Genomic DNA, 11,959 nt, shown 5'->3' with positions numbered 1-11,959 from the left:
TCGGACTGCATTTGGAGGTTGGGTTTGGATCAGCCTTATCAGCGATGCTGCTTTAGCACCATCGCCGACCGGGTCATGCTGAAAAAAGATCTTCTTAGAAAGAGATCCAAAGACAGTTGCTCCTACACGCCTGCTTTAGCCCTCTTCAGGCCAAAAGCGCAGCGGCTTGCCTTCGGCCGGCCAGAAGCGAACCTGCTCGATCGGCGAAACATCCCAGCGCTGTACGGTCTCCAAGGCCTGGAGGAAGCGCTTTTCCTGTTCCATCAACGCCGGTGCACACAGCTTGCGGGTGCTGCCGACCTTGCCGAAGGTGAGTTTGTCGCCGTCGAGCTGATAGGGCGCAAACCAGTGGTTGCAGCCGCCATTGCCATAGGCCCGGCCATCGGCCGCCAGGGTCAGGGTCAGGTGGCTGTAGTCCATCAACGGGCGCTCACCGATCCACTCCAGCAGGTAGCTGCGCTCCTGTTCCAGCTTCATCGGCTCGGCGGCGCAGCCCAGCAGGGCCGTGCCAGCCAGGGCTGAGAGCAAAAGCGTTTTCACTGGGCCGCCTCCTTGCAGTTCGGGCACAGGTGCTTGTCGCCGCGGCTGCTCCAGCCGAGCTCGGCGATGCGCGCCGTGGCGGCCGGTTGCAGGGCTTTCTTGCCAAGCTTGGCATCCACCGCAAACTCGAAGCTCAGGTTGGCCTGGCAGCTGTCGCAGTTGACCTCCCAGGTGTGGATCGCCAGCTCGCCGAACACCGGGCCGCTGGCCACCGCAACCCACTGACCGCTCGGGTTGATCAGGTGGCGGACGGTTTCAACGGTGAGGCGCATCGACAAGTCTTTGCTGCCCTTGAGGGTGACCAGCAAAACATCGTTCTTCTGGATCGAGCCACCGTTGCCGGTCACTTGGTAGCGGCCCGGCACCAGGGCGCGGCATTCGATCAGGGTGTGCTGCGGATTAAACAGGGTGTAGCGGAAATCGTGTTCGACCATGGGTCCTCCAAATCTGCCGCGTATCCTAGCATCAACCCTCCACCAAGTTTTGCGGATTGCCTGCCGCCCAGCGGGTAATGTTGTCGAGTGTCGTTTCAGCAATGGCTGCCAGCGCTTCGCGGGTGAGGAAGGCCTGGTGCGCTGTGACGATGACGTTGGGGAAGGTCAGCAGGCGGGCCAGCACGTCGTCCTGTAGCGGCAGGTCGGAGCGGTCTTCGAAAAACAGCTGGGCTTCTTCCTCGTAGACATCCAGACCCAGGTAACCCAGTTGGCCGTCCTTCAGCGCCTCGATCAATGCCGGCGTGTCGATCAGGGCGCCACGGCCGGTGTTGATCAGCATCGCGCCAGGCTGCAGCTGCGCCAGGCTCTGGGGGTTGATCAGGTGGCGTGTGTGTTCGGTCAGGGGGCAGTGCAGGCTGATGATCTGGGCCTCACGCAGCAGCTCCGGCAGCTCTAGGTACCGCGCGCCCAGGGCCAGCAACTCGGGGTTGGGGTAGGGGTCATACGCCAGCAGCTGGCAACCGAACCCGGCCATGATGCGGGCAAAGGCCGCACCGATCTGGCCGGTACCGACCACGCCGACGGTTTTACCGTGCAGGTCAAAGCCGGTCAGCCCATGCAGGCTGAAATTACCTTCGCGGGTGCGGTTGTACGCGCGGTGCAGGCGGCGGTTCAGGGCCAGGATCAACGCCACAGCGTGCTCGGCCACGGCATGCGGCGAGTAGGCCGGCACCCGCACCACGGCAAGGTCAAGCTGCTTCGCCGCTGCCAGGTCGACATGGTTGTAGCCGGCCGAACGCAAGGCGATCAGGCGTGTGCCGCCAGCTGCCAGGCGCTCGAGTACTGGCGCGCTGAGGTCATCGTTGATGAACGCACAGACCACTTCGTGGCCGCTGGCGAGTGCCGCAGTGTCTTCGGTCAGTCGCGCCGGCTGGAAGTGCAGTTCCAGGCTGTGCGGCGACATTGCCTGGGTGAAGCTGTCCTGGTCGTAGGTCTGGCTGCTGAAAAACAGTACGCGCATGGGATCTTCCTGAGTCGGTTGCGAGTGAGTCTAGCCGCGCGGCCTGTCCTTCATCTTGCCCTGGGTCAGGCGCTCAAGCGCGCCTGGGCCGTGAGGCGGGTGATGGCCTTGTCCAGTTCGTCGAGGGCGCGCGGCGCTTCGGGGTCGTTCTGTTTAAGCAAGGTTTCGCTGCGTTGGCAGGCGGCCCGCAACTGCGGCACGCCACAGTAACGTGAGGCGCCATTGAGGCGATGCACGCGCTCGATCATGCCGTTGCGGTCGGCTGCCTCGCGGGCGCTGCGAATCGCCTCGCGGTCAGCTTCCAGTGACGCCAGCAGCATGGCCAGCATGTCCGCCGCCAAGTCGGGTTTACCTGCCGCCAGGCGCAAGCCTTCTTCCGGGTCGAGGACCTTGAGTTCGTTGCTGTCGGCGATGCGCTCGGGCAGCCGTTCGCTGTGGGGGGCATTGAGGTTGAGGCCGGTCCACTTGAGCACCACCTGGGCCAGCTGGCGTTCGCTGATCGGTTTGGTCAGGTAGTCGTCCATGCCGCTGTGCAGCAAGGCGCGCTTCTCGTTGGCCATGGCGTGGGCGGTCAGGGCAACGATGGGCAGCGGCGCACCACTCTGACTGCTCTCCCACCGGCGTATCTGCTCAGTGCACTCGCGACCGTCCATGCCCGGCATCTGCACGTCCATCAGCACCAGGTCGAAGCGCTCGTCCTGAACCGCCTGAACGGCGGCAAAGCCGCTGTCGACCGCCAGTACCTCGGCCCCGAGGTCTTCGAGCAGGGTTTGTACCAAAAGCAGGTTGGCCGGGTTGTCGTCGACGCAGAGCACCTTGGGCAGCGGCTGGTCACTGGCGGCTTTGGCTTCGCTGACACCGCGACGGGGCTGGACCAGCTCCAGCAAGGCGCGGCGCAGTTTGCGCGTGCAGGTCGGTTTGGCCTGCAACTGGCTGTGCGGGTTGGGCAGGTAAGTATGGTAGAGCGCTTGCTCGGTGGTCGGGCACAGCACCAGGGCCTGGCAGTCCAGGCGTTCCAGTTGCTGGACATAGTGGCCCAGGCGTTCCGGCGTTACGCTATCAAGGTTGACGCCCATGACCGCCAGGGTAATCGGCTCACCAGCCATCCGCGCGGCCGCGACGGCATGCAGCAGCGGGTCAATGGAATTGAAGGTGCTGATGCGCAGGCCGCAGTCCTCCAGTTGATGCTCCAGCGCCTGACGGGCCAGTTCGTGGGCGTCGACAATCGCCACGCGACGTTCTTGCAGGGCCTGCAACGGCAGGTCCTCGACATCGTCGCGGGCCTTGGGCAGGCGCAGGCTGACCCAGAACTGCGAGCCTTCGCCGGGTGTGCTATCGACGCCGATCTCGCCGCCCATCTGTTCGATCAGGCGCTTGGATATCACCAGGCCCAACCCGGTGCCGCCGGGCTGGCGCGACAGCGAGTTGTCGGCCTGGCTGAAGGCCTGGAACAGGGCGCGGACATCCTGGCTGGACAGGCCGATGCCGGTGTCCTGGACGCTGATGCGCAGTTGCACGCTGTCTTCGTGTTCTTCTTCAAGCATGGCCCGGGTGACGATGGTGCCTTCACGGGTGAACTTGATGGCATTGCTCACCAGGTTGGTGAGGATCTGCTTCATGCGCAGCGGGTCGCCGACCAGCGACAATGGCGTATCGCGGTACACCAGGCTGACCAGCTCCAGCTGCTTGGCATGGGCGGCCGGGGCGAGAATCGTCAGGGTGTCCTGGATCAGGTCGCGCAAATTGAACGGAATACTGTCGAGTACCAGTTTGCCGGCTTCGATCTTGGAGAAGTCGAGGATCTCGTTGATGATCCCGAGCAGGCTGCTGGCGGACTTTTCGATGGTGCTCAGGTAGTCGAGCTGGCGCGGTGTCAGTTCGCTTTTTTGCAGCAAGTGGGTAAAGCCGAGAATGCCATTGAGCGGCGTGCGGATTTCATGGCTCATGTTGGCGAGGAACTCGGACTTGATACGGCTGGCCTCAAGGGCCTCCTTGCGCGCCATGTCCAGCTCGATGTTCTGGATCTCGATGGTCTCCAGGTTCTGGCGTACATCTTCGGTCGCCTGGTCAATGCTGTGCTGCAATTCCTCATGGGCATTGTGCAGGGTTTCGGCCATGCGGTTGATGCCGGCGGCCAGTTCATCCAGTTCATGGCTGCCCATGACCGGCAGGCGTTCTTCCAGATTGCCATCCTTGAGCTGGGTCACCGCATAGGTGATCTGGCCGATCGGGCCGTTGATGGTACGGCTCATGCGCATGGCCAGCAGCGCGGTGGCCACCAGCCCGAAGAAAATCAGCAGCAGGCTGGTGAACAGGCTGCGGTAACCGCGCAGCAGGGTGCCGTCGTGGGACAGTTCGATCTCTACCCAGCCCAGCAGTCGATCGACTTCACCCGGTATGCGTTCGCCGGCCAGGTCGCGGTGGTGACCAAACACAGGCAGAAGGTAGCGGGTGGCGTCGCTGCCGGTGCGTTGCAGCAGTTCTGTACCGCCACCGGCCGGCGCCTGGTTGAGCATGCTCGGCCCGGCATGGGCCAGGCGGTTGCGGTCCGGGCCGAGAAAGGCCACGGCGCGTACGTCGGCCTGTTCAAGGGCTTGCGCCGCGATGCGCTCAAGCTGTGCGAGGTCGAGGCGGACCAGGGCCGGTGCGGCCAGGGGCGCGAGGTTCTCGGCGATCATCTTGCCGCGTTGCACCAGTTGAGCCTGCAGCTCGTTTTGCTGCAGCCAGGTGAAATAGCTGCCCAATACCAGTGCCATCAGCCCGGCCGGCAGCAAGGCCAGCAGCAACACGCGGCTGCGGATTCCCAAACGATTCAGCACGCCTTTCTCCTGTGCCCGGCAAGTCTGTAGGCCGCCTTAGGAGCTAGCTGACGGACCAAATCGGAAAAGTACCGCGCCTTCCCGCGCAATGCACTCATTTGTATCTAATTTTGAGGCAGATGACCGGCGTGGCGCGCGACCGACGAGCAGTTGCGGGTTGCCTGCTCAAGGCAATTACTCAATAATCGCGTAACTGAGAATTGCTAGCACCCGCCAATGAATCCTGTATCTATTCGCGACTCCAACATCCTGGCCATTGAGGACGACCCCGTTCTCGGTGCTCACCTGCATGACGCACTGCAACGTGGTGGCTTCAACGTGACCTGGTGCAAGAACGGTCGCGAAGGCCTCGACGTTGCCCGTGATTCGCAGTTCGATGTGGTGCTGATGGACATCCTGCTGCCGGGTTTGAGTGGCCTGGATGTGCTGGCCAAGCTTCGTGAAAGCAGCTCGACGCCGGTGATCATGATGTCGGCGTTGGGGGCCGAGGCAGACCGCATCAGCGGTTTCAAGCGCGGCGCCGATGACTACCTGCCCAAGCCTTTCAGCATGGCCGAACTGCAGGTGCGTATCGAGGCGATCCTGCGCCGGGTGGCGCTGGAGCGCCGCCGACAGGAGCCGGCGCCGGTTCAGGCCGGGGCGTTGCTGTTCGACGAGCAGGTCAATGATGTCTGCTGTGACGAGCGCTGGGCCGGGCTCACCCTGAGCGAATACCGCCTGCTCGATATCTTGCACCGCAGCCATGAAGAAGTGCTGAGCAAGGCTTTTCTCTATCAGCAGGTCTTGCAGCGTGGCTACGCCCGCCATGACCGCAGCCTGGACATGCATGTCAGCCAGATCCGCCGCAAGCTCAAGGCAATCGGCTACCAGGAGCGCGAAGTGCGCACGGTGTGGGGCAAGGGCTATGTGCTCAGTGCCGCCGAGGTCAATTGAAATTGCCCAACCGCCACTCGCTGTTCTGGAAACTGGCCATCTTGTTGGTGGGTTTCTGCCTGTTGATGATCGGCCTGAGCATGAGCTGGGGCCGGCACATGGAAACCCAGAACGCCTTTCTCTCGGATGAAGCCCGTGTCACGTTGACCGAGTACGCCGCCGAAGCCGAACAGGCCTGGGCGCAGGGAGGGGCGGCCGGGGTCGATGCCTGGCTGGCCGAGATGGCTAATAAGGAACAGGTCTGGATCAATGTGCTGGGGCCGGACTTGCAGTCGCTCAGCAGCATCCAGCTGACACCTGAGCAGGCGCGCAGGATCACGTTCCTGCGCGGCATTGACTGGCCTGTCAGTCGCCGGGTGATCGGCTTGCCGTGGATGCGCGTGCCGTTTGTAGAACACCCCGAGCAGGGGCTGCTGGTCATCGAGCTGCCGGAACGTCTGATGCCGGGGCAATACCGTCTGTTCTGGCAGTTCATGACCAACGGCATCATTCCGGGGTTGTTCACCTTGTTGCTGTGCGTGGGGCTGTACCGCATGTTGATCATGCCGCTGATCCAGCTACGCGAGCAGGCCAACGCCTGGCGTGCGGATCAGTTGTCGGCGCGTGTGGCCAGCAGCACCACCAGCCGCCAGGATGAATTGGGTGAACTGGGTCGCGCGTTTGACGACATGGCCGAGCGGTTGCAAGGCACCGTCGCTTTGCAGCAGCAATTGTTGCGCGACCTGTCGCATGAATTGCGTACGCCGCTGAGCCGCCTGCGCGTTGCCAGTGAAGGGCACACGGATGTTGAACAGTTGCGCGAACGCCTGGGGCGTGAGGTCGACTGCATGCAGCGCCTGGTGGAGGACGCCTTGCAACTGGCCTGGCAGGATACCGAGCGTGCGCCCATGAGCAATGAGCCGATCCAGGTTCAGGCGTTGTGGGAAATGCTGGCCGAGGATGCCTGCTTCGAAAGCACCTGGCCGTCGACGCAATTGCAGTGTGCGCTGGACGCGTCCTGCTGGATCCAGGGCAACCTCAACAGCCTGGCCCAGGCCCTGGAAAACATCTTGCGCAATGCCATCCGCCATTCGCCGGCCAACGGCATGATTCGCCTCGACGGTCGCCGTCAGGGCAATTACTGGCTGTTGTGGCTGGAGGACCAGGGCGGCGGGGTCGACGAAGCTGAACTCGAGCGGATTTTCGCGCCGTTTACCCGCCTGGATGGCTCGCGTCCCGGGGACGGTGGTTTCGGGCTCGGCCTGAGCATTGCCCGTAACGCCATCGCACGCCAGGGTGGGCGCCTGTGGGCGCAAAACACTGGTCAGGGATTGCGCCTGAATATGCAACTGCCGGTAGCAACCGAGCTGTGAACTGCAAGTGGGTGTATTGCTTGCTGCTTATAGCCTGTAGCTATAACTCCAACACATTGCGTGATATGGGCAAATCCCGTTTGCCGGTATGATAGTCGCCCCCGCAGTCTGGATTGCGAATTACGCCATGACCTTGCAGTACCCAACCATCGCCGATTGCGTCGGCAACACGCCTCTGGTCCGCCTGCAGCGCATTGGCGGCGAAACCAGCAATACGCTCCTGCTCAAACTTGAAGGCAATAACCCGGCAGGTTCGGTCAAAGACCGGCCGGCATTGTCGATGATCACCCGGGCGGAGTTGCGCGGGCAGATCAAGCCGGGCGACACCCTGATCGAAGCGACCTCGGGCAACACCGGGATCGCCTTGGCCATGGCAGCGGCGATCAAGGGTTACAAGATGATCCTGATCATGCCTGACAATTCCAGCGCTGAACGCAAGGCAGCAATGACTGCCTACGGCGCCGAGCTGATCCTGGTCAGCAAGGAAGAAGGCATGGAGGGCGCGCGCGACCTGGCCGACAGCCTGCAGGCCGAAGGCCGTGGCCTGGTGCTTGACCAGTTCGGCAACGGTGACAACCCCGAAGCCCACTATGTCAGCACCGGTCCCGAGATCTGGCGCCAGACTCAAGGCACCATCACCCATTTCGTCAGCTCCATGGGCACCACGGGTACCATCATGGGTTGCTCGCGTTACCTCAAGGAGCAGAATCCTGCGGTGCAGATCGTCGGTCTGCAGCCTATGGAAGGTTCGGCGATTCCAGGCATCCGTCGCTGGCCCGAAGAGTACCTGCCAAAGATCTACCAGTCGGACCGCGTAGATCGCGTGGTCGACATGGCCCAGAGCGAAGCGGAAGAAACCACCCGCCGCCTGGCGCGGGAAGAGGGCATTTTCTGCGGTGTGTCCTCTGGTGGTGCAGTCGCGGCGATGCTGCGTTTGTCCCGTGAGCTGGAAAACGCCGTGATCGTGGCAATCATTTGTGACCGTGGCGACCGTTACCTGTCGACCGGTATTTTCGACGCGGCGAACTGATGTCCAAAAGTAAACGTAACAGCGGCCTGCGCTTCCAGCCCACCGGTGGCAGCCGTACGCCGCAGATCCCCACAGGCAAAAAGCAACGCCTGCGCATCGAGCGTCTGGCCGGGGATGGCCGCGGCATCGCTTTTCTTGACGGACGCACCTGGTTTGTCAGCGGTGCGCTGGCCGAAGAAGAGGTTGAAGCACGGGTGCTCAACACCCACGGCAAAGTCGTGGAAGCGCGCCTGGAGCGTGTGTTCAGCGCCAGCGAACAGCGCCGTGAAGCGCCGTGCAAGCACTTCGATCGCTGCGGTGGCTGCAACCTGCAGCACTTGCCGCATGCCGATCAACTGGCCCTCAAGCAACGCTTGCTGGCCGAGCAACTGCAACGGGTCGCGGGCGTGGTACCTGAGCGCTGGGCCAGCCCGTTGAGCGGGCCCGAGTTTGGCTACCGGCGTCGTGCGCGGGTGGCCGTGCGCTGGGATGCCAAAGCGAAAAAACTGGAGGTCGGCTTTCGCGCCGAAGCCAGTCAGGACATCGTCGCCATCGACGATTGCCCGGTACTGGTACAACCCTTGCAATCAATCATGCGTCACCTGCCCATGCTCTTGCAGAGCCTGAGCAAGCCGCAGGTGGTCGGCCATGTCGAGCTGTTCAGCGGCACGGCGCTGGCGTTGCTGGTGCGTCATACCGCCCCGTTGGCCGAGGGCGACCTGGCGCGCCTGCAGGCGTTTTGCACTGAAGCCTGCGTACAACTCTGGTTGCAAGGCGAGGGTGAACCTTCGCCGGTGGATGCAGGTCAGACCCTCGGGTTTGCCCTGGCGCCCTGGAATCTTGAGCTGGCCTATCGGCCGGGCGACTTTGTCCAGGTCAACGCCGGAGTCAACACGGCAATGATCGAGCAGGCACTGGCGTGGCTGGCACCGCAAGCCGATGAACGTGTGCTGGACTTGTTCTGTGGCCTGGGCAACTTTGCCCTGCCGCTGGCCCGGCAGGCGCGCGAAGTGGTTGCGGTCGAGGGCGTGCAGGCCATGGTCGAGCGCGCAGCGGCCAATGCCCAAAGCAACAATTTGCATAATGTGCAGTTTTTTCAGGCCGATTTATCGCAGCCATTGTCCACCTCCGGCTGGGCCGTTGGAGGCTTTTCTGCGGTACTCTTGGATCCACCACGCGATGGTGCGTTCGAGGTCGTGCGAAAAATCGCAGACCTTGGTGCGAAACGTCTGGTGTATGTATCGTGCAATCCGGCAACGCTGGCCCGCGACACGCTTGAGCTGGTCAGGCAGGGTTACCGGTTAAAATGTGCCGGGATTCTCGACATGTTTCCTCAAACGGCGCATGTCGAAGCCATGGCGTTATTCGAAGCGGGCTAGCGAAGCTGGCGCGTTGGGCGCTGCACCTTGGGTCCGGCAGGGGCAGCACCAGTGATTTCAGGCGCATCGCGAATGCGCTGTAGGGAAAGGTAGACAAAGATGGTACAGGTGAGAGTGCACCAGCCGGTCAACACAGACGGCAGTATCAATCTCGAAGCATGGCTGGATCATGTGGTGAGCGTCGATCTGGCGCTGGACCGTGAGGCTCTCAAGGAGGCTTGCGAGTTCGCCCAGGAAATCGAGAAAAAGGGCAACCCGGCCAAGCATTCCTGGGCCGACGGTACCTCGAGTTTTCAGGCCGGTCTGGAAATCGCCGAAATCCTCGCTGACCTCAAGCTGGACCAGGATTCGCTGGTTGCCGCCGTGATCTACCGCGCGGTACGCGAAGGCAAGGTGACCTTGGCCGAAGTCGGCCAGCGCTTTGGCCCGGTGGTGTCGAAACTGATCGACGGCGTGCTGCGCATGGCCGCCATCAGCGCCAGCCTCAGCCCGCGCCAGTCGCTGGTGCTGGGCTCCCAGGCGCAGGTCGAGAACCTGCGCAAAATGCTCGTGGCCATGGTCGATGACGTCCGCGTGGCGCTGATCAAGCTGGCCGAGCGGACCTGCGCCATTCGAGCAGTCAAAGGCGCTGACGACGAGAAGCGTCACCGTGTTGCCCGCGAAGTATTCGACATCTACGCGCCTCTGGCCCACCGCCTGGGGATCGGTCATATCAAATGGGAGCTGGAAGACCTGTCTTTCCGCTACCTGGAACCGGACCAGTACAAGCAGATCGCCAAGCTGTTGCATGAGCGACGCCTGGACCGTGAGCGCTTCATCAGCGATGTGATGAACCAGCTGCAAAATGAGCTGCTGGCCACCGGGGTCAAGGCCGACATCAGCGGCCGGGCCAAACACATTTATTCGATCTGGCGCAAAATGCAGCGCAAAGGCCTGGAATTCAGCCAGATCTACGATGTGCGTGCTGTGCGTGTGCTGGTGCCGGAAATGCGCGACTGCTACACCGCGCTGGGTATCGTGCACACGCTGTGGCGACACATTCCGAAAGAATTCGACGATTACATCGCCAACCCTAAGGAAAACGGCTACCGCTCGTTGCATACGGCGGTGATCGGCCCCGAGGGCAAGGTGCTCGAGGTGCAGATCCGCACCCACGCCATGCACGAAGAGGCCGAGCTGGGGGTGTGCGCGCACTGGCGCTACAAGGGCACCGACGTCAAATCCGGCTCCAACCACTACGAGGAGAAAATCTCCTGGTTGCGGCAGGTGCTGGAATGGCATGAAGAACTGGGTGACATCGGCGGCCTGGCCGAGCAGCTGCGGGTGGATATCGAGCCGGACCGGGTGTATGTGTTCACCCCGGACGGGCATGCCATCGACCTGCCCAAAGGTGCCACGCCGCTGGACTTCGCCTACCGGGTACACACCGAAATCGGTCACAACTGCCGGGGCGCGAAGATTAACGGGCGGATCGTGCCGCTCAACTACAGCCTGCAGACCGGCGAGCAGGTCGAGATCATCACCAGCAAGCACGGCAACCCCAGCCGCGACTGGCTGAACTCGAACCTGGGTTACGTCACCACTTCGCGGGCGCGGGCCAAGATCGTTCACTGGTTCAAGCTCCAGGCGCGTGACCAGAACGTTGCCGCGGGCAAGACCCTGCTCGAGCGCGAACTCAATCGCCTGGGCCTGCCGCAGGTGGACTTTGAGCGCCTGGCTGAAAAGGCCAACCTCAAGGCTGCCGAAGACATGTTCGCCTCCCTGGGGGCCGGCGATCTGCGTTTGGCCCACCTGGTCAATGCGGCGCAGCAACTGGTGGAGCCGGAGCGCAGCGACCACGTCGAGCTGGTCCCGCGCAAAGCCACCGGTTACAAACCGGGCAAGCGCGGCGATATCCAGATCCAGGGTGTCGGCAACCTGCTCACGCAAATGGCCGGCTGCTGCCAGCCGTTGCCGGGCGACGCGATTGTCGGTTACATCACGGTGGGGCGCGGCGTGACCATCCACCGCCAGGACTGCGCCTCGGTGCTGCAACTGGCCGGGCGCGAGCCGGAGCGGATCATCCAGGTCAGCTGGGGGCCGGTACCGGTACAGACCTATCCGGTGGATATCATCATTCGCGCGTACGACCGCCCAGGCCTGCTGCGTGACGTTTCGCAGGTATTGCTCAACGAGCGGATCAACGTGCTGGCGGTCAACACCCGTTCGAACAAGGAAGACAACACCGCGTTGATGTCCCTGACCATCGAGATTCCGGGCCTGGATGCCCTCGGTCGCCTGCTGGGGCGGATATCGCAGTTGCCGAACATCATCGAGACGCGGCGTAACCGTACGCCTTGATGTCCTCTCACCGGCCACCCCCCCCCCCCCCGGGGGGGGGGGGTGGGGGGGGCCGGCCCGGGCGGGGGGGCCCAGGGGATGTTAAACACACCCGGCCCCCCCCGGGCGGGCGGGGGGGGGGGGGGGGGGGGG

The 11,959-nt window shown here is 63.0% G+C and carries 9 protein-coding genes; 5 read left to right on the top strand and 4 right to left on the bottom strand.

What is annotated here, in order from left to right:
• Positions 1-135: 135 nt before the first annotated feature.
• The 4 genes from I5S59_RS25975 to I5S59_RS25960 form a co-directional block, all read right to left on the bottom strand.
• The gene (locus I5S59_RS25975) at positions 136-540 is read right to left on the bottom strand and encodes an META domain-containing protein (protein ID WP_197879123.1); all 405 of its coding nucleotides are present in this window, start codon (positions 538-540) and stop codon (positions 136-138) included.
• Positions 537-974, bottom strand: a complete 438-nt coding sequence (locus tag I5S59_RS25970; protein WP_197879122.1) for a hypothetical protein — start codon at positions 972-974, stop codon at positions 537-539. The genes I5S59_RS25975 and I5S59_RS25970 overlap by 4 nt, the downstream gene beginning before the upstream one ends.
• 31 nt (positions 975-1,005) lie before the next feature.
• Entirely contained in the window at positions 1,006-1,995 is a 990-nt protein-coding gene (locus I5S59_RS25965) for a 2-hydroxyacid dehydrogenase (protein WP_197879121.1), read from the bottom strand.
• Positions 1,996-2,060: 65 nt separating this feature from the next.
• Positions 2,061-4,814: a response regulator gene (locus I5S59_RS25960; protein WP_197879120.1), complete on the bottom strand. Its 2,754-nt coding sequence runs from the start codon at positions 4,812-4,814 to the stop codon at positions 2,061-2,063.
• A gap of 216 nt (positions 4,815-5,030) precedes the next feature.
• Here I5S59_RS25960 and I5S59_RS25955 point away from each other — a divergent pair, with 216 nt between their 5' ends.
• The 5 genes from I5S59_RS25955 to relA all read left to right on the top strand — a co-directional run bounded on the left by I5S59_RS25955 (position 5,031) and on the right by relA (position 11,827).
• A complete protein-coding gene (locus I5S59_RS25955; protein ID WP_197879119.1) occupies positions 5,031-5,747 on the top strand; it encodes a response regulator transcription factor in 717 nt (238 codons plus the stop codon).
• 2 nt (positions 5,748-5,749) lie between these two features.
• Positions 5,750-7,099: a sensor histidine kinase gene (locus tag I5S59_RS25950; RefSeq protein ID WP_197879124.1), complete on the top strand. Its 1,350-nt coding sequence runs from the start codon at positions 5,750-5,752 to the stop codon at positions 7,097-7,099.
• Positions 7,100-7,226: 127 nt separating this feature from the next.
• Entirely contained in the window at positions 7,227-8,129 is a 903-nt protein-coding gene (gene cysM / locus I5S59_RS25945; RefSeq protein ID WP_128324204.1) for a cysteine synthase CysM, read from the top strand.
• The gene (rlmD, locus tag I5S59_RS25940) at positions 8,129-9,487 is read left to right on the top strand and encodes a 23S rRNA (uracil(1939)-C(5))-methyltransferase RlmD (RefSeq protein ID WP_197879118.1); all 1,359 of its coding nucleotides are present in this window, start codon (positions 8,129-8,131) and stop codon (positions 9,485-9,487) included. The genes cysM and rlmD overlap by 1 nt, the downstream gene beginning before the upstream one ends.
• A 99-nt stretch (positions 9,488-9,586) precedes the next feature.
• On the top strand, positions 9,587-11,827 hold the full coding sequence (relA, locus tag I5S59_RS25935) for a GTP diphosphokinase (protein WP_128324206.1): 2,241 nt from the start codon (positions 9,587-9,589) through the stop codon (positions 11,825-11,827).
• The last annotated feature ends 132 nt before the right edge of the window (positions 11,828-11,959 follow it).

Origin of the sequence: Pseudomonas alkylphenolica (genome assembly GCF_016009175.1) — a bacterium.
Classification (GTDB): domain Bacteria; phylum Pseudomonadota; class Gammaproteobacteria; order Pseudomonadales; family Pseudomonadaceae; genus Aquipseudomonas; species Aquipseudomonas alkylphenolica_B.
This window is presented reverse-complemented; position numbering and strand designations above follow the sequence as displayed.

Bases quoted from the DNA above. Each gene is read 5' to 3' on its own strand.
- I5S59_RS25965 (WP_197879121.1), bottom strand. From the start codon at position 1,995: ATGCGCGTACTGTTTTTCAGCAGCCAGACCTACGACCAGGACAGCTTC.
- rlmD (WP_197879118.1), top strand. From the start codon at position 8,129: ATGTCCAAAAGTAAACGTAACAGCGGCCTGCGCTTCCAGCCCACCGGT.
- cysM (WP_128324204.1), top strand. From the start codon at position 7,227: ATGACCTTGCAGTACCCAACCATCGCCGATTGCGTCGGCAACACGCCT.
- relA (WP_128324206.1), top strand. From the start codon at position 9,587: ATGGTACAGGTGAGAGTGCACCAGCCGGTCAACACAGACGGCAGTATC.
- I5S59_RS25955 (WP_197879119.1), top strand. From the start codon at position 5,031: ATGAATCCTGTATCTATTCGCGACTCCAACATCCTGGCCATTGAGGAC.
- I5S59_RS25970 (WP_197879122.1), bottom strand. From the start codon at position 974: ATGGTCGAACACGATTTCCGCTACACCCTGTTTAATCCGCAGCACACC.